At 63.7% G+C, this 23,043-nt stretch carries 25 protein-coding genes and 1 tRNA gene; 15 read left to right on the top strand and 11 right to left on the bottom strand.

Features of this window, described 5'->3' with window-relative positions; genetic code table 11:
• Positions 1 to 107: 107 nt before the first annotated feature.
• Positions 108 to 1,670: a signal recognition particle protein gene (gene ffh / locus FPV16_RS15405; RefSeq protein WP_227439273.1), complete on the bottom strand. Its 1,563-nt coding sequence runs from the start codon at positions 1,668 to 1,670 to the stop codon at positions 108 to 110.
• Between the two features lie 17 nt (positions 1,671 to 1,687).
• Positions 1,688 to 1,906 carry a glutathione S-transferase gene (locus FPV16_RS15400; protein WP_227439306.1) on the bottom strand — a complete coding sequence of 73 codons (219 nt, stop codon included), beginning with the start codon at positions 1,904 to 1,906 and terminating at the stop codon, positions 1,688 to 1,690.
• Between the two features lie 498 nt (positions 1,907 to 2,404).
• Here FPV16_RS15400 and FPV16_RS15395 point away from each other — a divergent pair, with 498 nt between their 5' ends.
• The gene (locus FPV16_RS15395) at positions 2,405 to 2,650 is read left to right on the top strand and encodes an RNA-binding protein (RefSeq protein ID WP_227439272.1); all 246 of its coding nucleotides are present in this window, start codon (positions 2,405 to 2,407) and stop codon (positions 2,648 to 2,650) included.
• Here the strand turns inward: FPV16_RS15395 and FPV16_RS15390 are convergent.
• From FPV16_RS15390 to FPV16_RS15380, 3 genes are read right to left on the bottom strand one after another with little or no spacing between them, the layout of a single operon-like run.
• Positions 2,638 to 3,024 (bottom strand): hypothetical protein, encoded by a 387-nt coding sequence (locus FPV16_RS15390; protein ID WP_227439271.1) that lies wholly within the window; start codon positions 3,022 to 3,024, stop codon positions 2,638 to 2,640. The two genes, FPV16_RS15395 and FPV16_RS15390, sit on opposite strands and share 13 nt — an antisense overlap.
• Positions 3,025 to 3,026: 2 nt before the next feature.
• Positions 3,027 to 3,431, bottom strand: a complete 405-nt coding sequence (locus tag FPV16_RS15385; protein ID WP_227439270.1) for a helix-turn-helix domain-containing protein — start codon at positions 3,429 to 3,431, stop codon at positions 3,027 to 3,029.
• Positions 3,409 to 3,846, bottom strand: a complete 438-nt coding sequence (locus FPV16_RS15380) for a hypothetical protein (RefSeq protein ID WP_227439269.1) — start codon at positions 3,844 to 3,846, stop codon at positions 3,409 to 3,411. Before FPV16_RS15380 ends, FPV16_RS15385 begins: the two co-directional genes overlap by 23 nt.
• A 171-nt stretch (positions 3,847 to 4,017) precedes the next feature.
• Between FPV16_RS15380 and FPV16_RS15375 the strand changes: the two genes are divergently transcribed.
• Positions 4,018 to 4,893, top strand: a complete 876-nt coding sequence (locus tag FPV16_RS15375; RefSeq protein ID WP_227439268.1) for an IS1 family transposase — start codon at positions 4,018 to 4,020, stop codon at positions 4,891 to 4,893.
• 723 nt (positions 4,894 to 5,616) lie between these two features.
• Here FPV16_RS15375 and FPV16_RS26115 read toward each other — a convergent pair.
• From FPV16_RS26115 to FPV16_RS15365, 3 genes are all read right to left on the bottom strand, one after another.
• Positions 5,617 to 5,751, bottom strand: a complete 135-nt coding sequence (locus tag FPV16_RS26115; protein WP_264483871.1) for a hypothetical protein — start codon at positions 5,749 to 5,751, stop codon at positions 5,617 to 5,619.
• Positions 5,752 to 6,191: 440 nt separating this feature from the next.
• Positions 6,192 to 6,560 carry a hypothetical protein gene (locus FPV16_RS15370; RefSeq protein WP_227439267.1) on the bottom strand — a complete coding sequence of 123 codons (369 nt, stop codon included), beginning with the start codon at positions 6,558 to 6,560 and terminating at the stop codon, positions 6,192 to 6,194.
• Positions 6,561 to 6,635: 75 nt separating this feature from the next.
• Positions 6,636 to 7,658, bottom strand: coding sequence for an LLM class flavin-dependent oxidoreductase (locus tag FPV16_RS15365; RefSeq protein ID WP_227439266.1), 1,023 nt, complete (start codon positions 7,656 to 7,658; stop codon positions 6,636 to 6,638).
• A gap of 185 nt (positions 7,659 to 7,843) precedes the next feature.
• Here FPV16_RS15365 and FPV16_RS15360 point away from each other — a divergent pair, with 185 nt between their 5' ends.
• Positions 7,844 to 8,773, top strand: a complete 930-nt coding sequence (locus FPV16_RS15360; RefSeq protein ID WP_227439265.1) for an MBL fold metallo-hydrolase — start codon at positions 7,844 to 7,846, stop codon at positions 8,771 to 8,773.
• Between the two features lie 16 nt (positions 8,774 to 8,789).
• On the opposite strand, the gene FPV16_RS15355 is transcribed toward FPV16_RS15360, so the two are convergent.
• On the bottom strand, positions 8,790 to 9,491 hold the full coding sequence (locus FPV16_RS15355) for a glutathione binding-like protein (protein ID WP_227439264.1): 702 nt from the start codon (positions 9,489 to 9,491) through the stop codon (positions 8,790 to 8,792).
• A 180-nt stretch (positions 9,492 to 9,671) separates the two neighbouring features.
• On the opposite strand from FPV16_RS15355, the gene FPV16_RS15350 reads away from it, so the two are divergent.
• From FPV16_RS15350 to FPV16_RS15310, 9 genes are all read left to right on the top strand, one after another.
• Positions 9,672 to 9,905 (top strand): hypothetical protein, encoded by a 234-nt coding sequence (locus FPV16_RS15350; RefSeq protein ID WP_227439263.1) that lies wholly within the window; start codon positions 9,672 to 9,674, stop codon positions 9,903 to 9,905.
• Positions 9,906 to 10,061: 156 nt separating this feature from the next.
• The gene (locus tag FPV16_RS15345) at positions 10,062 to 10,256 is read left to right on the top strand and encodes a hypothetical protein (RefSeq protein ID WP_227439262.1); all 195 of its coding nucleotides are present in this window, start codon (positions 10,062 to 10,064) and stop codon (positions 10,254 to 10,256) included.
• 73 nt (positions 10,257 to 10,329) lie between these two features.
• Positions 10,330 to 10,581, top strand: coding sequence for a pilus assembly protein PilZ (locus FPV16_RS15340; RefSeq protein ID WP_227439261.1), 252 nt, complete (start codon positions 10,330 to 10,332; stop codon positions 10,579 to 10,581).
• A gap of 130 nt (positions 10,582 to 10,711) precedes the next feature.
• Positions 10,712 to 10,788, top strand: a tRNA-Pro gene (locus FPV16_RS15335).
• Positions 10,789 to 10,837: 49 nt separating this feature from the next.
• Complete coding sequence (locus FPV16_RS15330; protein ID WP_227439260.1) at positions 10,838 to 11,149, top strand: ETC complex I subunit; 312 nt, start codon at positions 10,838 to 10,840, stop codon at positions 11,147 to 11,149.
• Between the two features lie 526 nt (positions 11,150 to 11,675).
• Positions 11,676 to 13,172, top strand: a complete 1,497-nt coding sequence (locus tag FPV16_RS15325; RefSeq protein WP_227439259.1) for a glycosyltransferase family 61 protein — start codon at positions 11,676 to 11,678, stop codon at positions 13,170 to 13,172.
• Between the two features lie 46 nt (positions 13,173 to 13,218).
• Positions 13,219 to 13,992 (top strand): glucose-1-phosphate cytidylyltransferase, encoded by a 774-nt coding sequence (rfbF, locus tag FPV16_RS15320; protein ID WP_227439258.1) that lies wholly within the window; start codon positions 13,219 to 13,221, stop codon positions 13,990 to 13,992.
• Positions 13,989 to 15,092, top strand: a complete 1,104-nt coding sequence (rfbG, locus tag FPV16_RS15315) for a CDP-glucose 4,6-dehydratase (RefSeq protein WP_227439257.1) — start codon at positions 13,989 to 13,991, stop codon at positions 15,090 to 15,092. Before rfbF ends, rfbG begins: the two co-directional genes overlap by 4 nt.
• Before the next feature lie 57 nt (positions 15,093 to 15,149).
• Positions 15,150 to 16,022: an NAD-dependent epimerase/dehydratase family protein gene (locus FPV16_RS15310; RefSeq protein WP_227439256.1), complete on the top strand. Its 873-nt coding sequence runs from the start codon at positions 15,150 to 15,152 to the stop codon at positions 16,020 to 16,022.
• A gap of 104 nt (positions 16,023 to 16,126) precedes the next feature.
• On the opposite strand, the gene FPV16_RS15305 is transcribed toward FPV16_RS15310, so the two are convergent.
• The gene (locus FPV16_RS15305) at positions 16,127 to 16,882 is read right to left on the bottom strand and encodes an SHOCT domain-containing protein (RefSeq protein ID WP_227439255.1); all 756 of its coding nucleotides are present in this window, start codon (positions 16,880 to 16,882) and stop codon (positions 16,127 to 16,129) included.
• Between the two features lie 211 nt (positions 16,883 to 17,093).
• Here FPV16_RS15305 and glgX point away from each other — a divergent pair, with 211 nt between their 5' ends.
• The 3 genes from glgX (at position 17,094) to FPV16_RS15290 (ending at position 21,490) form a co-directional block, all read left to right on the top strand.
• Positions 17,094 to 19,370, top strand: coding sequence for a glycogen debranching protein GlgX (gene glgX, locus FPV16_RS15300; protein ID WP_227439254.1), 2,277 nt, complete (start codon positions 17,094 to 17,096; stop codon positions 19,368 to 19,370).
• Positions 19,371 to 19,508: 138 nt separating this feature from the next.
• Positions 19,509 to 21,131 (top strand): histidine kinase famiy protein, encoded by a 1,623-nt coding sequence (locus FPV16_RS15295; protein WP_227439305.1) that lies wholly within the window; start codon positions 19,509 to 19,511, stop codon positions 21,129 to 21,131.
• Positions 21,132 to 21,166: 35 nt separating this feature from the next.
• Positions 21,167 to 21,490 (top strand): plasmid stabilization protein, encoded by a 324-nt coding sequence (locus tag FPV16_RS15290; protein ID WP_227439253.1) that lies wholly within the window; start codon positions 21,167 to 21,169, stop codon positions 21,488 to 21,490.
• 287 nt (positions 21,491 to 21,777) lie between these two features.
• Here the strand turns inward: FPV16_RS15290 and FPV16_RS15285 are convergent, their stop codons facing one another.
• Positions 21,778 to 22,989 (bottom strand): NADP-dependent isocitrate dehydrogenase, encoded by a 1,212-nt coding sequence (locus FPV16_RS15285; protein WP_227439252.1) that lies wholly within the window; start codon positions 22,987 to 22,989, stop codon positions 21,778 to 21,780.
• Positions 22,990 to 23,043: the final 54 nt, after the last annotated feature.

Here is a 23,043-nt window from a genome sequence, read left to right as displayed (position 1 = left end):
TGCTCCTAGGGTGTGATGGTGTGGTCGTTCTTGGCGGATAGCGAGTAGTGAGTAGCGAACAGAGTGAGACGGCACCCTCTTCGCTATTCGCTACTCCCCATTCGCCCCTACTTCTTCTTCCCGAATGGGAAACCGCCGAGGCCCGGCAGACCGCCCGGCCCCTTCGGTCCTCCGAGCCCGGGCAGGCTCGGCATCTTTCCGCCGCCGAAGCCCGGCGGCAGGGGCGGCAGCTTGCCGCCCATCTGCTTCTGCATGGCCTCGATCTGCTCCGGCGTCGGCTCGGGCATCCCGGGGGGAAGGCCGGGCATGCCGCCCATCCCGCCGCCGCCCAGACCGAACATCGAGCCGAGCGCCTGGCCGATGCCGCGCTTGCCCGAGCCCATCGCCTTCATCATGTCGGCCATGGTCCGGTGCATCTTGAGGAGCTTGTTGAGCTCCTCCACCTTCGTCCCCGACCCCGCCGCGATGCGCTTCTTGCGGGAATTCTTGAGGATGTCGGGATTCTTGCGCTCCTGCGCCGTCATCGAGGAGATGATGGCGCGCTGGCGCTTGAACATGTTCTCGTCGAGATTGGCGCCCTCGACCTGCTTCTTCATGGCGCCCATGCCGGGCAGCATACCCATCAGGCCGCCGATGCCGCCCATCTTCTCCATTTGGGCGAGCTGCATCGACAGGTCGTCGAGGTCGAACTTGCCCTTGCGCATCTTCTCCGCGGTGCGGAGCGCCTGCTCGTGGTCGATGGTCTCGGCCGCCTTCTCCACGAGGGAGACGATGTCGCCCATGCCGAGGATGCGGTTGGCAACGCGGGAGGGGTGGAACTCCTCCAGCGCGTCGACCTTTTCGCCGGTGCCGACGAGCTTGATCGGCTTGCCGGTGACGGCGCGCATGGAGAGGGCGGCGCCACCGCGCGAATCGCCGTCCATGCGGGTCAGCACGATGCCGGTGACGCCCAGGCGCTCGTCGAAGGCGCGGGCGGTGACCACCGCGTCCTGGCCGGTGAGCGCGTCGGCCACCAGCAGGACCTCGTGCGGGTTCGTCGCCGCCTTGACCTCGGCGGCCTCGGCCATCAGCGCCTCGTCGAGGGTGATGCGGCCGGCGGTGTCGAGCATCACCACGTCGAAGCCGCCGAGGCGCGCGGCATCCATGGCGCGGCGGGCGATCTGCACCGCCGACTGGCCCTCGACGATGGGCAGGCTGTCGACGCCGACCTGCTTGGCCAGGATCGCCAGCTGCTCCATGGCGGCCGGGCGGCGGGTGTCGAGGGAGGCGAGCAGCACCTTGCGCTTGTCGCGGTTGGTCAGGCGCCGGGCGATCTTGGCGGTGGTGGTGGTCTTGCCCGAGCCCTGCAGGCCGACCATCAGGATGGCGACGGGGGCGGGCGCGTTGAGATCGATGAGGCCGGCCTCGGAGCCGAGCATGGCCACGAGTTCGTCGTTGACGATCTTCACGACCATCTGGCCGGGCGTCACCGACTTGACGACGACAGCGCCTACCGCCTTCTCGCGGACCTTCTCGGTGAAGCCGCGCACCACTTCGAGGGCGACGTCGGCTTCGAGCAGCGCGCGCCGCACCTCGCGGAGCGCCGCGGTGACGTCGGCTTCCGTGAGCGCACCCCGACGGGTGAGCCCGGAGAGGATCCCGGACAGGCGGTCGGACAGGCCTTCGAACATCGCGTGTGTCTCCGAACCTACTGGAACAGGCCGGCAGACGAGACGCGGCGCGCCTGCAGCGCGGCCTCGAAACCGTTGATCGCCGCCGCGAACTTGTCCCGGCATTCCGGGTTGCAGAACCCGACCACGGCGCCGTTGTAGAGCGTCAGGGAATCGGCCGCGATCGGCTTGCCCGACCAGGGGCAGACCTCGTTGACCGCATCCTCGATGCGAAGGGTTTCATGGACTTGCGACAGGGCGGGTCTCGATCGTCAGATTCGGCGGGGCGACGGCCTGTCTCCAACGCGAAACTCGCCCGAGGGCGCATCGCGCTGTCGGGCGTTGACCTCCGGCCTCACAGGGCCGGTCGGCGTTCGAATTGACGACATGTCGTCGAATGAAGTGTGAGGCGGTTAGTCCGATGGCGGTGGCAAGTCAAGTTTTTGCGCTTGCGGGTAGTGTCTCAGTTTGAAATCTGATCCTGAACGGTTGAGCCTCGCGTTCCCGTTTCGGTCCCTCGCGCGAGACCTCCGGCTGGCGTATGCTTAGCGCCAAGCAGGGAGGCTGAACATGGTCGGGTGGGAGCAGATCAAGGCGATGTTGACACCAACATCTAATATGACGACCCGCGACATCGCGAAGGCGATCAATCTCTCAGCAGGCCACACCCGCCGGGTGCTCGTCCACATGCGTGATGTTGAGGGCTGGGCCGTTGGCTCAGGTAGCCCGGCGCGTTGGTCAAAGAAGAAGTAGCCATGCCCACCGGACCTAAAGGCCAGAAACGCCCCGCCGACGCTATCGGCAACGCCGTGAAGGTGATGCGCATTGCCACCGAGGAGGAGCCGGAGGATTACGGCTCCGTTCCCGAAAAGAACGAAGCCGCAGCCGAGATGGGAAGGAAGGGCGCTGCGGCGAGGGCCGCCAACCTTAGCCCCGAGAAGCGCGCCGAGATCGCAAGGGCGGCTGCCACAAAACGATGGAAAAAAGATCAGGATTGCTGAAAAATTTTCTTTTTCAATATTTCCTTGTCTCTGTACCCGTCAGAACTTGCGATAACATTTAGATATGTGTCTTTTTGAACCGAAACAGGGAATGAAGGAATTACTATTGTACCTACTTCTTCTAGCTTCTTGGGGCTAACCTTGCCTGTGATTTGCCCAATCATTTCTTTTTCGAGGAAAACGTTTAATAAAATATCAATTTCTTGAAGAGTGTCTGGTTTGAACTCTGCAAAAAATCCAAATAGTAGAACGTTCGGAAGTTCTTCGACAATCACGTCGCCTGAAAAAACATTTATAAGCGTATGCTTACTGCGGTCACCCGCAATAACGTGTTCGCATAGCACGACATTTCCAAAATTTAAGTTTTTTGCCATGGTCATAACGCCGGCTTAAGTTTTGACATTGTTGTTTTAGCTACAGACGAATATGTTTTGACGGGTGATGTGGTGAGATTGATTTGATACGATGCAGGAATAGTTTCTGGTCCCAACGGATGATTGATTTCAGGCCTTTCTGTTGGATCATATATATCAATATCAATACAGCAACCAAGCGCCCACACAAGGTCCGCGACCGATTCCAGTGTCATATTTGTTTGGCCAGTAAGCCTCCTATTAATAACAGATCTATTTACCCCAATTTTATCCGCAATACTTGATTGAGTTTCAGTGCGCGCATGGGATTTCTTTGCAAACTGATCCCGGAGCTGTGATTCGACTGAGCCGGATAGCGCCAAGAATATGTCCCTGCGCTTGTCATTATTTTCTCGGAAAAAGCTCATTCAACCCTCCTCTAAGCACCGTCTGCTCCAACTCGTGATCCTGTATAAATTTAATAACCTCATCGCGCTTGTCGTTAATTAATTTCATATTGCCACTGGGCATTTTCAGACAAGGTACAACAGCAACAAACTCATGTGGTGCTGAGCACCAACCCAATACGCGAGAGCCAAACGGTTGAAACTTTAGAATCCCATCACTTGTTGGATTAACCCTGCGAATTTCACCTGCCCCAGGGTGATCTGCACAGCAGAAATCGCAGAACATTTGCTCTAAATGCTCAGCCCTAACCCTTCTGCCTCGACCTAATTCTTTTGACCACATTTCATCGGTCGTCTTCACCCAATCAATCAAGCTTGGCGCCACATAAAGCGGTCTAATCGATTGTCGCGTTTCCCAGCGAGGAAGCTTGAACATGACCAGGTGACCATCCGCAACCGCACTTCCGATCGTTGCCATATAAGTCAACATGGGCTATGTGTGAAGTGGTACTCTTGTCACATTGCTGATCAAACCGCGCCAACGCAAGCTATAGCGAAATGATCAAATTGCTTTACGCCAAGCACAAAGTTCACTATCATGTTTGGCATGAACAAGCTTCCTCTCGCAAAGCGCGTCCAAATCCTGAGCATGCTCTGCGAGGGCTCCTCCATGCGGTCGATCAGCCGTGTGGTGGACGTGTCGATCAACACGGTGTCGAAGCTGCTTGAGGATGCCGGTAAGGCGTGTGCCGCCTACCACGATCAGAACGTGCGCGGTGTCGCTGCCGAGCGCGTCCAGTGCGACGAGATTTGGTCCTACTGCTACGCCAAGGCGAAGAACGTAGCTGCCGCTAAAGCGGCTCCTGAGGGCGCTGGCGACGTGTGGACGTGGACGGCGCTCGACGCCGATTCAAAGCTGATCGTGTCCTACCTCGTCGGCGGCCGCGACGCCGAGTACGCCGACGCCTTCATGGGCGATCTGGCGGGTCGCCTGACGAAGCGCGTCCAGCTCACCACGGACGGGCACAAAGCTTACCTCGAAGCCGTCGAGGGTGCGTTCGGTGCCGACGTGGACTACGCCATGCTGGTGAAGCTCTACGGCCCGGCTCCCGGCGGCACCACGGGCCGCTACAGCCCCGCCGAATGCACCGGGATCAAGAAGACCACCGTGACCGGATCGCCCGACGAGGCGCACGTCTCGACCTCCTACGTGGAGCGCCAGAACCTCACGATGCGGATGCAGATGAAGCGCTTCACCCGCCTCTCAAACGCCTTCTCGAAAAAGTTCGAGAACCACGCTCACATGGTCGCGCTCTACACGGTCTGGTACAACTTCGTGAAGATGCACAAGAAGCACCGTATGAGCCCGGCGATGGCCGCTGGCGTGTCGGATCGGCTTTGGAGCATGGAAGATGTGGCGGCACTGGTAGAAGCCGCAGCGCCCGCGCCGGGCAAGCGTGGGCCATATCGAAAGAAAGCATAAGTTATCATGCTTATTATGCGATTAATATAATATGAGATTTATATAGTCATCGTTTGATTAAGTGTCGAACAATCCGGCGTTGATATCGTTCTTCTTCGACAATACGGAGGAAAATCAATGCGAATTTCTACACTCGCGCTTGCTGCGGTTCTCGGATGTGCGTTCGCCGCGCCGGTGGTGGCGCAAGATAAGAATGCGACACCGGAAAATAGCGCATCCCCTGCGAAAGAGGCGGATAAGATGAAGTCGGGCGATAAGGCGGGCTCAGCGCCTAACTCATCGAACCCCGGCGCCAACTCAGCCGCCGATGGTAACGCCACTCAGGACTCGCGTACCACGAAGACTAAGGAACGCTGATCGGGCAAACCACGATATTGTGGTAGCTTTGGAAGCCCAGGCATCGGCCTGGGCTTTTTGCTGCCCGCTTAACGGTACAAGCGTTCACCCATAAACCGTGATCCGAAAATGTCCGACGTATCAATGGTGGAATTTGCTCGCAGAAAATGGGGCTCTAAATCGCCTTATGCAGGCACGTCCACTGCAGCCCTGAAACGTAAGATTGCCACTGGCGCCCTTTCGGCACAAGCCCTCCACGCTGCAGAAACGGAGTTGGCTGTACGCGAAGGGCCGCTGCGGAGAAATTCAAACTGAGACACTACCCGCTTGCGGACTGGCTTTCCCTTCGACCGCCGGCATCGTGGCGAACTCGGATGGGCGGATCGATCATACGTCCGGAACGACATTGGCCGGGGCGTCATGGAAGACGGGAACGATGGGTGACAGGAACGATGCCGGCTCCCAACTCGTCGCGAACGAACGCGCGAAATGGACGGCGACCTGCGTGAACGGGGTCGCCATCGCCGTCCTGGCGGTCGGAGGTCTGGCACCGCTCTTTGCCCAACGCGCCATCGCGGCGGGTCCGCCCGGACAGCCTTGGCTGACACCCGTTCTCTCGCTGCTTTGCATCTGCGTCAGCGGAGTCCAACATTGGGCTGCAAGAGGTTTTTTGCGGGAACTCCGGTAATGGACACCCACACCCTGACACTACTGCTGTTTCCCATCGGCGCCCTGGCGCTGGGGCTCGGAACGCTGTGGTTCGCGCGTCGCGCACACTGAGGGGCGCAACCCTACGGACCTCTCCACCGTCGGATGACCAGACGTCCCCGGCAGCGTCTCGAGCGCACGATCCGATGACGCCGTGGCTTGAATCGGATCGCTCATGCGGCTTGCCAATGGGTCGTCGCGCCGAGGATGCACCCGGGGCGCTCGCGCACTGAATCAGAGCGCCGTCGGCACGATCACCGATCCTCGAATTTCGGCTTCCTCAGTTCCGCCTGAAGCTTCAAGACCTCGTCGATGCTCATGGAGCGGCTGCTCCAGTTCGTCTCCATGATGTTGATGGCGGTGAAGCTGTAATGGGCCTTGCCGCCATAGGCGTCGAAGGCCGTCCCGTCCGGGTCCGGCGCCACCGGCTTGACGTAATCGACCCGGTAGGACGGGTGACCACCCTTGCCGGTGACGGCGATGCGGACCGAGGCGTTGCCGTGCCGCTTCTGGCAGAAGCGCATGTTGGTGAGCAGCCGGCTCAAATAGGCGTCGGCCTCCTCCAGGTTCGGAACGACGTCCGCGAGAGTCGCGTCGGAGGGGAGGTTCGTCTTCTTGATCATGTCGGCCCGTGGGGTTGGTGGCGCACCATAGGCACACCCTCCCTTCGATGCGAGACCCCGCCCGGCCGAGCCGGGTCAGCCGGCGACGAGTTCCCGCGCCGGCGCGGTCCGGATCGGAGACGCCGCCACATCCGCCAGGATCTCGTAGGAGCGCAGGCGCGCGGCGTGGTCGTGGATGGCGCTGGCGACCATGAGTTCGTCCGCCCCGGTCTCGGCGATCAGGTCGGCGAGCCCCCGGCGCACGGTCTCGGGCGAGCCGACGATGGCGCGGGCGAGCATCCCCGAGGCCTGCCGCTTCTCGGAGGGCGACCAGTAGGTCTCGATATCGTCGATGGGCGGCGGCAGCAGGCCCCGCGTGCCCCGGAACATGTTGGCGAATTGCTGCTGCGCCGAGGTGAACAGGCGCCGCGCCTCGGCGTCGGTCTCGGCCGCCACGACGTTGACGCCGACCATGGCATGGGGCGCCGTCGACTGTTCGGACGGGGTGAAGCGCTCGCGATAGACGGCAAGCGCCTGGAGCAGCGCATCCGGCGCGAAATGCGAGGCGAAGGCGTAGGGCAGGCCGAGCATCGCCGCCAGTTGCGCCCCGAACAGGCTGGAGCCGAGGATCCAGAGCGGCACCTTGGTGCCCGTCCCCGGCACCGCCTGGATGACTTGTCCCGGCTGTGCGTCGCCGAGCAGGGCCTGGAGTTCGAGCACGTCCTGCGGGAACTGGTCCGATGTCTCGGGCGAACGCCGCAGGGCGCGCAAGGTGCGCTGGTCGGTTCCGGGCGCCCGGCCGAGGCCGAGATCGATCCGGCCCGGATACAGGGTTTCCAGGGTGCCGAACTGTTCGGCGATGACCATCGGCGAGTGGTTCGGCAGCATGATTCCGCCGGCCCCGACGCGGATGCGGCTCGTGCCCGAGGCCACATGGCCGATGACCACGGAAGTCGCCGCACTGGCGATGCCCACCATGTTGTGGTGCTCGGCGAGCCAGAACCGCCGGTAGCCGAGGCGTTCGGCGGCCCTGGCGAGGTCGAGGCTGTTGCGCAGGGCGTCAGCGGGCGTCGCGCCCTGCGGCACGAAGGCGAGATCGAGAACGGAGAGAGGGATCATGAATCGCGTGTCCGTTTGCATGAGCGACCGGCTCGCGCCGGCCATGAACGTCCCCACCCGGAAGAGATCGCGACGCCGCCGCCGCTTCGCAACCGGGCCGCCCGGCGCGGGAGCCATGCGTTCGGTCCGGCTCCAAAACGATCCTCTCGTCATCCGACCCGCGACAGCCTCGCGGTACGACCTATATGGCTGGGCCTCGACCTCCCGCCCCGAACCCGAGCAACGCCACCGTGTCTCCCGGATACCTGCCCTTCGCCGGCGCCCTCGATCTCCCCGCCTATACCTGTGACAATTGCGGGTTTTGGCAGCGCCATTTCGCGCCGCCGCCCTCGTGCCCGATGTGCCTCGACGCACGTCACGTGGTGCCGCAGAAGGGCTGGCAGTTCTGGAGCGAGCGCGAGGCGCAGGAGCGCTTCCCCTGCCATTGGGAGGAGCTGGAGCCGGGCATCTGGCGCTTCTGGAACGATCCCGTCTCGGGCATCGGCCCGAGCGCCTACCTGATCCAGACGCCTAACGGGAATATGGGCTTCGAGGCCTGCCCGGTCTTCAGCGAGGCGGCGCTGAAGCACATCGCGTCGCTTGGCGGGATGCAGGTGCTCTCGTCCTCGCACCCGCATGCCTACGGGGCGCTGGTGCAGTTGCAGGACCGGTTCGACCCGGAACTCTGCCTGCCGGCCGCCGACTTCATCTGGAGCGCGGCGTTGCAGGTGTCCTGGCCCTACGATGATTTCCTCGAACCGCTCCCCGGCCTCGAACTGCACCGCACGGCAGGGCATTTCGACGGCCACGCGGTCCTGTTCGACCGATCGCGAAAAATCCTGTTCTGCGGCGACGCCCTGAAGTTCGAGCTCGACCCGAAGGATTTCCGCCGGGCCGAGACGATCTCGGCCCACAAGGCCTTCGTGCGCGGCGTGCCGCTCACCACCAACGAGTTGCGCCGCTACCGCGACGTCTTCGCCCAGCTCGACTTCACCCAGACCTGGACGCCGTTCGAACCGGCCGCCAATTGCGGCCGGGCGGAGGTGCTGGCCCTCATCGACGGCATGCTGGCGACCCGCCCGCATGCCGCCCCGGTGAGGCTCGACAGCCTCCGGCGACAGGTCGCCCCCGCGTAGGTCAGCCGCGCATGGATCAGGAACGCTTGGCGGTCTGGCCGAACATCACCTTCTTGGCGTCCTCGCTCATGGTCTTGCCGTGGTCGGGGTTGACCTCTGGCGCGCGGGCATAGGCCGCCTTCGTGCCGGGACGCTCGGCGATGGCCGTGAACCAGCGCTTAAGGTTGGGGAAATCGTCGAGTTTCTGGCCCTGTTTCTCCCAGGGGACGATCCAGGGGTAGGAGGCCATGTCGGCGATGGAATAGGCCGGCCCGGCGACGAACTCGCGGTCGGCCAGGCGCCGGTCGAGGACGCCGTAGAGCCGGTTCGTCTCCTTGACGTAGCGGTCGATGGCGTAGGGGATCTTCTCCGGCGCGTATTGTGAGAAGTGGTGGTTCTGGCCGAGCATGGGGCCGAGCCCGCCCATCTGCCAGAACAGCCATTGCAGCACCTCGGCCCGCCCCGGCAGGTCGGCGGCGATGAAGCGCCCGGTCTTCTCGGCGAGGTAGAGCAGGATCGCGCCCGATTCGAAGAGGGTGATCGGAGCGCCGCCCCCCGGCGGTTCGTGATCGACGATGGCCGGCATCCGGTTGTTGGGGGCGATGGCGAGGAAATCCGGCTTGAACTGCTCGCCCTTGCCGATGTTCACCGGCGTGATCGTATAGGGGAGCCCGGCCTCCTCCAGGAACATCGTCACCTTGTGGCCATTCGGCGTCGGCCAGTAATGCAGATCGATCATCGAAATTCCTTTCAGCGCGCCGCGATTGCCGGGCCGCGCCGAAGGTCGAGTTGGCGACCGGTGGCACCGAGGTCAAGCCGCGCCGTTCGCTCGAATGCGACGGATTCTTAGGCCGATCGATTCATGGTTCCCGTGCTTGCATGATCGGACGCGGCGACACACCAGAGGGAGACCGGCCGGATGATCAGCGCGACGTCGATCAGCAGCGGCGGGATGGCGGCGGCCTCCCAACGCTTCAGCAACGCGGCGGAACAGATCGCCACCATCGGCACGAGCCTGCCCAGCCCGACGCAGGTGGACTTGTCGAGTTCGGCCGTCCAGCTGATCGAGAGCAAGGCGGATTTCGAGCTCAACACGGCGGTGTTGAAATCGACCCTCGACACCGAGAAGCGCGTCCTCGACATCCTCGTGTAGCGTCCCGCGCCGCCAAGCAGGCTTCGCAGAAGTGCCCCCCGGTTCTGCGACAAAAACCTGCGACACAGCAAAGAGCTAAGCAGGGTGAAGCGTTGGCCTGCCAACGTGGAGCTGCTTAGGCATCGCAACCCCATTCATCGACGGAGGCCCCTCCCGATGACGATCACGGTTTCGCTGAACTCGCTCGGAGTGCTGAAAGCCCTCGACGTGGTGACGACCGCCCGCATGGAGGCCCTGCGCAATCGGGAGACAGAGCCGAAGCTCGTCTCCGTCAATGTCGGCGCGCCCACCGCACCGACGGTGACCGCCCGTCCGACAGGTCAGGACCGTATCGTCGACGTGATGGTCTGATGGTGTACCGATAGCCTGAAAATTAACCGGCCATGATGCCAAGTCGGCGGCAGGTTAGAGCGAGATCCAAGACGTGACCATCAATCGTCGCAGCGCCTCGCGGAAAGGTGCGTTTCGCATCGGGGCGCTTTCCTTCGCGGGCGAGCGGTCGGATATCGATTGCCTGGTCTGGGACCAGTCCGAAACCGGTGCCCAGATCGAAGTCGAGCTTCCGGACGAGGTTCCGGACACATTCATCCTGGTGATGACCGCCTACGCCAAGCCGCGCCTCTGCACCGTCGTCTGGAGACGGGAGCGCAAGCTCGGCGTCGCCTTCTCCGTCTGATCCGCATCGCCGTTCGACAGGGGAGGGGCCGCGGATTTCGGCTCTCATCCACCAATCGTGGCGCTTATCGCTGCGCCGCGCTTGCTGTTTGCTCCCAAAAACCGTACCTCCGCTCTGCGCGCGAGCGTGTCGGGGTGTAGCGCAGCCTGGTAGCGCATCTGGTTTGGGACCAGAGGGTCGTAGGTTCGAATCCTATCGCCCCGACCAATCGCGAGCGTATCGGCCGTTCCCTCCTCCAGGAGCTATCGACCCCACGATGCCGAGTGCCCGAATCTTCCAGCCCGCCAAGGATGCCTCGCAATCCGGTACGGCCCGCACCAAGGCCTGGCTGCTGGAATTCGACCAGAGCTCTCCGCGCGACACCGACCCCCTGATGGGCTGGACCGGATCGTCGGACATGCTGCAGCAGGTCAGGCTGTCGTTCGAAACGCAGGACGAGGCCGTCGCCTACGCCACCCGCAACGGCATTACCTACCGGGTCGAGCAGCCCCAGAAGCCGGCCATCCGCAAGGGCTTGTCCTATTCGGACAATTTCAAGTTCAACCGCACGGCTCCCTGGACGCACTGACAGTGCCGGCGCGCCGTGGTTCGGGCGCTCCGCTCAGAGCTGAATCAGGATCGTGACCGCGCCGAAGATCAGGACCGACGCGACGGCGACGGCAAGCAAAATCAGTGCGGCGCGGGATTCGCGCATGTCATCTTCGGTCATTGAGCCCATGCTACAACATCGGGTGACAATCTGGGAGTGAGCCTGAGAGGGCTGATGGTCGATCGATAGCGGCATGAGACCTGCTTTTCAGATCGGAATGGACGACATCCCTCACATGCTATAGCGGACCTTCCTATGGGTGATGTCGTGATCGCGGCGCAGAAAAACTCAAGGGATCGTGCAGCCATGACATTGGGAGTGGTTGCACATACGATCCAAAGGACGATCGGATTGATTGCAGGTTTCGTAAGCGTCATTCGTTCCCATACCGACTATTGGGCCCCGGGGATCAACTGGGGACGATAGCCCCATCTATTCATCAAGGTGTCATATTCTAGAACTGTTAGGCGACAGTCGATCAATTTACGCCGTAAGGTTATGACAGATGGGTCTCGATACGAAATTGATGAACACTTCGATTAGTACGGAAGCCACTGCATCGCCTGCCAATGAGAGCTATCGCCGGACAATGCGCAAGCTGAAAGGTTTCGCTTCTGCGGGGCGCTGGCTCAAACTGCTCCTGGCCGCCAAGAGGAGCCAGAGCCCAGTCGATCATCCCTATTTTCTCGATTATCAATTGCGCGCTGCCCTCGAGCTCGGCGATGAAGCAGAGATTAAACGTTGCTGTGCCGGGAGCCGACAGATCGACGATGCCGATCGCGTTATCAAACTCGCGTCACTGATCACGAAGTGGAAGCGACCACTCGACGCCGCTGAAATCCTAAATGGGCTTCCTCCTGATTTTAAATCAGACAAGGCCCAGCAGCTCGCGGTGCGCCTCAAGAAGATGCCGCAGGACCGCGTCACACGCCGCGAAGTCCGTCGGCTGATCTCAAGATTCATAGCGCCGCGAGCTGCACGAACCGAAACCGTGACACATCGTTTCCCCACCGACTCGGAAAATTTCAGTGTGCCCCCGTCGCGTATCGAGGTCGTGCGCCTCAAAGGGATCGAACCGGAGATCGAGGAACTCGTCAAGACGCTGTTTACCAAGTTCGAAGTGCGTCTCGAACAAAAGAAATTTCCCGTCGTCACGGAATACAGAGACGTTTTCACCAACGAATTGGGAATGATCTGGTCGGCGGACGGAAGCGTCTTCCAGGCAACGACCGGCGCTGGACCAAGCGTGACCGACCCGACATCCGTCCCCCTCTTCGAAACAGCCTTCAGCTGCGCCGGCCGGCACAAAGGCTATTTCGAGTGGATCGTGCGACGGCTGAGCGGCCTCGCCTGGCGCCTCGACCCCAGCACGCCCGACTGCCCGATCCTGCTCCGGAAGCAACATCTGAGCTTGGCCAAGGACGCGCTCGGAGCGCTCGGCATTGCAGAAGAAAAGATTATAGCAATTGAGGGCCCGGTATTCTGTCGTCGGCTGTATGTGGGATACGGGGAGATCGGCGTACTGCCTCGAAGGGATGCCTTCCAGAGCACATACGGTGCCCTTATCGCCGCGGCGGAACACCAGAACGATCGCGAGATGCCCCGCCGCTTCTATATCTCCCGCCGCGATTCGGCACGCCGGTCCATGGCCGGCGAACTGGAATTCGAGACGGCTCTCGCCGAACGCGGCATCACACCAATGGTGCTCAGCGAGCTTGGCTTGCTCGAGAAAATCAATCTCTTCCGCGACGCGGAACTGGTCGTCGGCGCACATGGCGCCGGTTTGTCACATCTTGTCTTCGCTAAGCCGGGCGTGAGGGTCCTCGAGATCGTGCCCACGACGCTGGCCAAATCCAAGATGCTGGGCGTACAGACGTGCTTCACGCGGTTGTCGGCCGTCTACGGACATCATCATACGTTCGTGCTTCAGCCCATGAACGCAGCAACGTCCGAGTGGTCGCCCAATATCGCGGATATCGATAGGGTGCTGGCCGCCGGCTGATATCACTCAACAACCTTTCTGTTCAGACATATTTCGAGGAGTGACTATGAAGGCGATCATTCTTGCCGGCGGGCTCGGCACCCGTCTCAGCGAAGAAACATCGGTGAAGCCGAAACCCATGGTGGAGATCGGCGGCCGGCCGATCCTGTGGCACGTCATGAAGATCTATGCCGCCCATGGCGTGAATGATTTCGTGATCTGCTGTGGCTATAAAGGCTATGTCATCAAGGAATACTTCGCCAACTATGCACTCCACAATTCCGACATGACCATCGATCTGTCGAGTGGCGAGATGGTGTTCCATCGCCGCTGGGCCGAGCCGTGGCGTGTGACGCTGGTCGATACCGGCGAGGAATCGATGACGGGCGGCCGGTTGCTGCGGACGGCGGACCATATCCGCGACGAGGAGGAATTCTTCTTCACTTACGGCGACGGGCTGGGCGACGTGGACATCACCGCCAGCCTCGCCTTCCATCGCGAGCACGGCCGCCAGGCGACGCTCACCGCCGCCTACCCGCCGGGTCGGTTCGGTGCCCTGGGCATCCACGACAAGGTCGTGACGAATTTCGAGGAGAAGCCCAAGGGCGACGGATCGATGATCAACGGCGGCTTCTTCGTGCTGTCGCCCAAGGTCATCGAGCGCATCGCCGACGACCTGACGGTCTGGGAGCAGGAGCCCCTGCGCGGCCTCGCCAGCGACGGGGAACTGATGGCGTTCGAGCATCGCGGCTTCTGGCAGCCGATGGATACGCTCCGCGACAAGCACATGCTCGAAGGCCTGTGGGCGTCCGGCAAGGCTCCGTGGAAGGTGTGGGCATGAGCGCCGCAGCCAGCGCCGCAGCCGAACGCGGTGGCGCCGCGTGGTGGCGCGGCAAGCGTGTCTTCGTCACCGGCCATACCGGCTTCAAGGGCGCGTGGCTGTCCCTGTGGCTTACCCGCTGGGGAGCCGAGGTGACGGGCCTGTCCCTCGCCCCGCCGACACAGCCGAGCCTGTTCGACGAGGCGGAGATCGCCAAGCGGATGACGTCGCATATCGGCGACATCCGTGACGCCGAACTCGTCAAGCGCCTGGTCGCCGAGGCGCAGCCGGAGATCGTGCTTCACCTGGCGGCCCAGCCCCTGGTGCGGTTGTCCTACCGCGAGCCGGCCGAGACCTACGCCACCAACGTCATGGGCACGATCCATGTGCTGGAGGCCGTCCGGGCCACGCCGTCGGTGAAGGCGGTCGTCTCGGTGACCAGCGACAAATGCTACGAGAACCGCGAATGGCCCTGGGGCTATCGCGAGAACGACCCGATGGGCGGTCACGATCCCTACAGCAGCAGCAAGGGCGCGTGCGAGATCGTCATCGCGTCGTGGCGCAAGTCGTTCTTCTCGACGCCGGATTCGGCCCGGGTCGCCTCGGTGCGTGCGGGCAACGTCATCGGCGGCGGCGACTGGGCGGAGGATCGCCTGGTCCCCGACATCCTGCGGGCCTTCGAGGCGGACAAGCCGGCCGTGATCCGCAATCCGGGCGCGACCCGGCCGTGGCAGCACGTGCTCGAACCGATCGGCGCCTATCTCCGCATCGCCGAGCACCTGTACGAGGACGGCCATGACTGGGCCGAAGGCTGGAACTTCGCCTGCGATGGCGACGACATCCGCCCGGTCGGCTACATCGTCGACCGGATGGTGAAGCTGTATGGCGGCTCGGCAGGCTGGGAGCTGGACAAGGACGGGCATGTCCACGAGGCGCATGCCCTGTCGCTGGATTGCTCGAAGGCCCGCCAGCGCCTTGGCTGGCGGCCCACATGGCGCCTGGACCGGACCCTGGAGCGGATCGTCGACTGGTCGCAGCGTCGGCTGGCGGGCGAACCGGTCGGTGCCTTGAGCGAGGCCGAGATCGACCTGTTCCTGGCCGATATGGCCGCGCGCCCGTAACGCGGTGCGGCTCCGTTCGGATATGGCGAGGTTGGATGTGGCAAGGAGGCCGGCACGGTGCGGGTAGCGATAACCGGAGCGTCCGGCTTCCTGGGCAGGAGGGTGACGGCCGCCCTCGTGGCGCGGGGCGACGACGTCGCCCTCCTGGCCCGGCCCTCCTCGGTGCTCGAAGCCGACGGAGCCTCGATCGCCCGCTTCGCCAATGCGGATGAGGCGGCACGGCATCTGGGTACGCTCGCGCCCGACGTGCTGATCCATCTCGCCGCCGCTCAGGGGCGGCGGGGCGAGAGCGCGGCGACGATGGTGGATGCCAACGTGACGTTAAGCGCGGCGCTGCTCGGGGCGATGGGTGCCGGAACGCTGTTCATCAACACCGCGACGACCCTGCCGCCCGCGGTGAACCTCTACGCTCTGACCAAGCGCCAATTCGTCGATCTCGCCCGCCTGCTCGTGACGCAGGGTCGAACCGGCGTGCATGTGGCCAATGCGGAATTGCAGATGATCTATGGTCCGGGCGACGATCCGGACAAGTTCGTTCCCGGTCTCGCCCTGCAACTGGTCGAGAACCTGAAGCCGCTCGTGACCACGCCGGCCACGCAGCGCCGCGATTTCGTGCATGTGGACGATGCCGTGGCGGCCATCCTCGCCCTGATCGATGCCCGTGGGCGGCTTGCCCCATGGCAGGATGTACCCCTGGGATCCGGTGTCGCGGTGCCCCTCGGTGACTTCATCGAGCGCGCCATCCGGGCGAGCGGCTTCGATCGGCCGTGGCAGCGGTCGCTTCCTCCCCGCGCGGGGGAGCCGCCGGAAATGGTGGCCGATACCTCCGTCCTGCGAGATCTGGGCTGGACCCCTCGCATGGCTCTCGACGACGGGATCGCCCAATTGATTGCCGACGCACGCCGCCGCTTGGGCGCCGCCGGGGCCTAAGCAGGTTTCGCAGAAGTGGCCCCCGGTTCTGCGATAAAAACCTGAGCCACCCCGGGAGCCGGGACGGGACTGCCGGGGCGGACCCGTCCCGGCGCACGAAATCCTTACAACCGCGCCAGAAGTTCGGCCTTCTTGGTCGTGAATTCCGTCTCGGTCAGCACGCCCTTGCGATGGAGTTCGGACAGGCGCTCGAGGGTCGAGATCACGTCCCCCGCGGGGGCTCCGCCCTGATGGGATTCCGGCTCCGGCGAGGGGCGCGGGCGGTCTTCGGTGCGGGTCGGCGCCGCGATCGGGTCGGGGTGGAACGGCTTTGGTTCGAGGGAGCGTTCCGGGGTGGGGGCCACGCTGACCCGCTGGAGCGATTCGAGGTCGACGTAACCGTTGCGGCCACTGAAGCGGAGGCTCTGGGTATCACCCTGCTGCTGCGAGACGCCGGAAATGTCGTAATGCCCGGTATCGTAGAGCACGAGGGTTCCGGCCGTCTCCACCGCGAGCAACCGGCTATCCGGGAAATAGGCGTAGCGCATGCTGTTCTGCGAGCCCGACGTCGCGGGTCGCCCCAGTTCGGCGGGCCACCAGTTCGCGGATGACGAGCCGTCGTCCCAGCCGCCGGGGGGCAGGGATTGAGCCAGATCCGAGCAGATCGCGGCCACCCGCGACTTGAGAGTGGCGTCGAACATGTTGCCGATCATGGTCATGCCGCCGGACGACCATTGGCCGAACCCTCCGAGTTCGGGATGGTTGAACTGGGCCATGGTGCCGTTGCCCGCTTCCAGGGCGCGCATGAGATGGCGCACGGCGTCGATGCTGACGCCGTGCCGGTCGGCGACGGTCTGCAGAACGGAAGATCTGTCGGGCATGGGCTGGCTCCGGGACGGCGACGATGTCGAACGCGGCAAAGCGACTCGTTCATAGTAGGCACCTGCATAGTACGGCACCTGCGCGAAAAGGCGTCTCGCACCGCAAAAAGTTTCCGCGCCGGCGGACCCTACGGTCAAGCATGAACGTTCACTCGCCAGAATTCATGCCGTCGGGCTCCGCCTCAGGCAGCGAGCCCCCCCTGGAGTGATCATGGTCGCCAAGAACCCCCCGATGACGCAGGCTGCCGCGCAGACCAAGGCGGTGCGATCGCGCATCAAAGAGGGATCGCCCTATCCGCTGGGTGCCAACTGGGACGGCCTCGGCGTCAACTTCGCCCTGTTCTCGGCCCATGCCACCAAGGTCGAGCTCTGTCTGTTCGACGATGCCGGAGAGCAGGAGCTCGAGCGGATCGAGCTGCCCGAATACACCGACGAGATCTGGCACGGCTACCTGCCCGACGCGCGGCCCGGCACGATCTACGGCTACCGGGTCCACGGCCCCTACGAGCCCAAGGCCGGGCATCGGTTCAACCCCAACAAGCTGCTCATCGACCCCTACGCCAAGGGTCTCGTCGGCTCCATCACCTGGAACCCGGCCCTGTTCGGCTACCAGATGGAGACGGGTGACGACCTCACCTTCGACGAGCGCGATTCCGCGCCCTTCACCCGTCGCAGCCGCGTGATCGACCCGGCCTTCACCTGGGGACGGGACCGCAAGCCGCATGTGCCGTGGGAGAAGACGATCTTCTACGAGACCCATGTGAAGGGCTTCACCAAGCTGCATCCGGCCGTGCCCGAGAAGCTGCGCGGCACCTATGCCGGTCTCGGCAACCCGGCGGTGCTCGACTACATCAAGAGCCTCGGCGTCACCTCGGTGGAGCTGCTGCCGGTCCATGCTTTCGTGCAGGACGATTATCTCCAGGAAAAGAACCTGGTGAATTACTGGGGCTACAACACGATCTCGTTCTTCACCCCGGCGCGGCGCTACGCGGCGGTTCCGGACTTCGCCTTCTCCGAGTTCAAGGAGATGGTGGCCCGGATGCATGGCGCCGGCCTCGAAGTGATCCTCGACGTGGTCTACAACCACACCGCCGAGGGCAACGAGAAGGGTCCGACCCTGTCGTTCAAGGGCGTCGACAACGCCTCCTATTATCGCCTGATGCCGGGCGACGAGCGCTACTACATCAACGATACCGGCACCGGTAACACCTTCAACCTGTCACATCCGCGCGTCCTGCAGCTGGTGACCGATTCCCTGCGCTACTGGGCGACGGAGATGCGGGTCGACGGCTTCCGTTTCGATCTCGCCACCATCCTCGGTCGCGAGCCACACGGATTCGATGAGGGCGGCGGCTTCCTCGATACCTGCCGGCAGGATCCGGTGCTGAACTCGGTCAAGCTCATCGCCGAACCGTGGGATTGCGGTCCGGGCGGCTATCAGGTCGGCGGCTTTCCGCCGGGCTGGGCCGAGTGGAACGACCGGTTCCGCGACGACGTCCGCGGCTACTGGCGCGGGGATTCCGGCCTGTTGCCGAGCCTCGCCTCGCGCATCACCGGATCGGCCGACAAGTTCAACAAGCGCGGGCGCAAGCCCTGGGCCTCGGTGAACTTCCTCACCGCCCATGACGGCTTCACCCTGAACGATACGGTCTCGTATAACGAGAAGCACAACCTCGCGAATGGCGAGGACGGGCGGGACGGCCATTCCCACAACCTCTCGAACAATTACGGCGTTGAGGGACCGACCGACGACGAGGCGATCCGCGCCGTCCGCACCCGCCAGATGCGCAACATGATGGCGACGCTGTTCCTGTCGCGGGGAACGCCGATGCTGCTCGCTGGCGACGAGTTCGCCCGGAGCCAGGGCGGCAACAACAACGCCTATTGTCAGGACAACGAGATCTCCTGGCTCGATTGGGAGGGGATCGATGATGCGGGTCGCGACCTCGCCGAGTTCACGCAGCGCCTGACGATCCTGCGCGAAGCCCTGCCGATCCTCACCCGCGGCCGCTTCCTCTCCGGCGCCTATGACGAAGACCTCGGCGTCAAGGACGTGACCTGGCTGAGGCCCGACGGCGAGGAGATGTCCACGGAGAACTGGACGGATGGCGGCGCGCATTCCATCGCCGTCCTGCTCGACGGCCGCGCCCAGGCCTCCGGCATCCACCGCCGGGGAGGCGATGCGACGCTCCTGATCCTCTACAACGCCTATAGTGACCTCGTCTCGTTCACCCTGCCGGGTTCCGTCGGCGGCGTCGGCTGGACGCGGCTCCTCGACACCAACCTGCCCGACAGTCAGGAAGTCGGCACCTGGGCCATCGGCGATCGCTACGAGGTCACCGGACGCTCGATGCTGATGTTTGTCTTGAAGCCCGAGGAGACCGGGGACGGCGAGGCCACGGAGATGGAGCGCTCCTACCAGCACGTGATGCAGGCCTTCGAGCGCGCCAATATCGAGAGCGTGCGCTTCGCCCCGCCGGCGAAATAGACCTTCCATGCCGGTGACGACGCAGGTGGATGATGTGCCTGCGTCGTCATCACGGGAATCGTCAAGGAAACGGATGCGATGCGAACCGTTGTTCTATGCTGACCGTCCCGACTTCCATGGCCAATCAATCGACCGATGATGATCAACCCTCCCGAGACACGCCCCGCAGGTGATCCGCCGCGCGCGAGAACCGGGGCGGTCTCGGAGATCGCCGACCAGACCAGCGACATCTTCTTTACGGCGGTCGAAGCGACCCGCATGCCGATGGTGGTCACCGACCCGCGGCAGGACGACAACCCGATCATCTTCGTCAACGACGCCTTCGTGGCCATGACGGGCTATGGCCGCGAGGAGATGGTCGGCCGCAATTGCCGCTTCCTCCAGGGGCCCGAGACCGACTCCGCGACCGTGGCGCAGCTGCGCGAGGCGATCCGAGGCAAGAGGGAACTCGCCATCGAGATTCTCAACTACCGCAAGGACGGGTCGACCTTCTGGAACGCGTTGTACGTGGCGCCGATCTACGACGCGGCCGGAGAACTGGTCTATTTCTTCGCCTCGCAGCTCGACGTCTCCCGGAGGCGGGATGCCGAGGAGGCCCTGGGCCAGGCGCAGAAGATGGAGGCGCTCGGCCAGTTGACCGGGGGCATCGCCCACGATTTCAACAACCTTCTCCAGGTCATCGTCGGCTACGTCGATATTCTTAGCACCGGTCTCGATCAGCCGGACGCGGACCGGAACCGCCTGCGGCGGGCCACCGACAACATCCGGACCGCCGCAGAACGGGCCACGACCCTCACCCAGCAGCTCCTCGCCTTCGCGCGCAAGCAGCGTCTCGACGGCCGCGCGGTCAATCTCAATGCCCTGGTGACGGGCATGGAGGACTTGGCCCGGCGGACCTTCGGAGACGCGGTCAACCTGCGCCTCGACCTGCGCGAGGGTCTCTGGAATTGCAGGGTCGACCCGGCGCAGGCGGAGGCTGCCCTTCTCAACATCCTCATCAACGCCCGGGACGCCATGCCCGATGGCGGTGACCTTGTCATTTCCACGGACAACCAGGACATCTCCGCAGACCCCTCACGCGGGTCGGGGCCCCTGAGCGAGGGGCGCTACGTCACCGTGACCGTCACCGATACCGGAGCGGGCATTCCACCCGCGATCCTGGCCCGGGTGATGGAGCCGTTCTTCTCGACCAAGGACGAGGGCAAGGGAACCGGTCTCGGTCTGTCGATGGTCTACGGATTCGCCAAGCAATCCGGCGGCGCGGTCCAGATCGACTCGGTGGAGGGCAAGGGCACGAGCGTGCGCCTGTCCTTCCCGGCCGCCGCCGAGGACGACCGGCAGCCCGCGCGCGTAGTGCCGCAGCCGGCCGACCGCCAGGGCACCGAGACCATCCTCATCGTCGACGACCGGGAAGACGTGGCCGAACTGGCGCGCACCATCCTGCGGGATTTCGGCTACACCCTGTTCATGGCCCGGAACGGCCGCGAGGCCCTGGACATCCTCGATTCGAACGGCTCGGTGGATCTGCTATTCACGGACCTCATCATGCCGGGCGGGATGAACGGCATCGTGCTCGCCCGCGAAGCCAGGCAGCGCCAGCCCCACCTGAAGATCTTGCTGACCACCGGTTACGCCGAGGCGAGCCTGGAGCGAACCGATGCCGGGGGTTCGGAGTTCGATCTCCTGAACAAGCCCTATCGCCGGACCGATCTGATCCGCCGCGTTCGCGCCATCCTCGACGGTCCGGGCGGCGACAGCTGAGGCAGCGGCGCGGGGCCCGATACGGGAGGCTCGCCATGCCGCAGGGTGACAAGTCGAAATACACCGACAAGCAGATCCGCAAGGCCGATCACATCGCGGAGTCCTACGAGGCGCGCGGCGTGCCGGAGAAGGAGGCCGAGGCCCGCGCCTGGGCGACCGTCAACAAGGACGATGGCGGCGGCAAGCATCCGGGCGGATCGGGGAGGGGGAAGTCGAGCGCCCATCCGGCGGCCCACAAGGGCGGCGACAAGGGCGGCAAGGCGTCCGTCTCCCGCACCACCGAGCAACGCTCCGCCTCAGCGAAGAAGGCCGCCGCGACCCGCAAACGGAATGCCGAGGCGGCGAGGTCGGCCTCCTGACGGGGAAGGGGCCGTACGACACCGATATCTCAGCGATGACTGTCCGTCTCGCTCCGGCCAGTGCGCATTCGCTCTCCACGCAAGCGGGGCTGCGCTGTTCACACATCTCGCGGCCAGCGCGGGCTCCCTCTCCTGGAAGGAGAGGGAGCCCCGTCGCGTCTCGTGTCGAACCCTCTCGGATAGGGGAATGACCGTCGAACAGATGTATAAATCCGTAGACCTACATGGAGAGGGGGGAGCTCTCACATCGTCCGGCTGCATGCCGCGGGACGATGCGCACATCATCCTCACGCCATGGCGGTCTTCAGGTTCGCGTCGACCTTGTCGAGGAAGCCGGTGGTGGAGAGCCAGCGCTGGTCGGGGCCGACGAGGAGGGCGAGATCCTTGGTCATGAAGCCGGCTTCCACCGTGTCGACGCAGACCTTCTCAAGGGTGTTGGCGAACTTGGCGAGGTCGGCATTGTCGTCGAGCTTGGCGCGGTGGGCGAGGCCGCGACTCCAGGCGAAGATCGAGGCGATGGAGTTGGTGGAGGTCTCCTTGCCCTTCTGATGCTCGCGGTAATGGCGCGTCACCGTTCCGTGCGCGGCTTCCGCCTCCACGGTCTGGCCGTCCGGCGTCATCAGCACCGAGGTCATCAGACCGAGCGAGCCGAAGCCCTGGGCGGCGGTGTCCGACTGCACGTCGCCGTCGTAGTTCTTGCAGGCCCAGACGTAGCCGCCCGACCATTTCAGGCAGGAGGCGACCATGTCGTCGATGAGGCGGTGCTCGTAGGTGATACCGAGCGCCTGGAACTTCGCCTTGAACTCGGCGTCGAACACCTCCTGGAACAGGTCCTTGAAGCGCCCGTCATAGGCCTTGAGGATGGTGTTCTTGGTGGACAGGTAGACCGGATACTTGCGGGCGAGACCATAGTTCAGCGAGGCGCGGGCGAAGTCGCGGATCGAGTCGTCGAGGTTGTACATCGACATGGCGACGCCGGCGCCGGGGAACTTGAAGACTTCCTTCTCGATGACGGTGCCGTCGTCACCCTCGAACTTGATGGTCAGGCGGCCCTTGCCGGGCACCTTGAAGTCGGTGGCGCGGTACTGGTCGCCATAGGCGTGGCGGCCGATGACGAAGGGCTGGGTCCAGCCGGGAACGAGGCGCGGCACGTTCTTGCAGATGATCGGCTCGCGAAAGATCACGCCGCCGAGGATGTTGCGGATCGTGCCGTTGGGCGAACGCCACATCTCCTTGAGCTTGAACTCCTCCACCCGCTGCTCGTCGGGGGTGATGGTGGCGCATTTCACGCCGACGCCGTGGCGCTTGATCGCCTCGGCCGCATCGACGGTGACCTTGTCGTTGGTCTCGTCGCGGTGTTCGACGCCGAGGTCGTAATAATCGAGGTCGAGGTCGAGATAGGGGTGGATGAGCTTCGATTTGATCTCGCTCCAGATGATCCGGGTCATCTCGTCGCCGTCGAGTTCGACGACCGGGTTCGCCACCTTGATCTTCGACATGATCCTCAGAACCTTTCTCATCACGCGGCCGGGGACGGCCGCGCTCCCGCTGCG

The sequence above is a fragment of the Methylobacterium sp. W2 genome (assembly GCF_020662345.1).
GTDB lineage: Bacteria > Pseudomonadota > Alphaproteobacteria > Rhizobiales > Beijerinckiaceae > Methylobacterium.
Note: the sequence above shows the minus strand (reverse complement) of the source record. Positions and strands in the feature narration are given on the sequence as shown.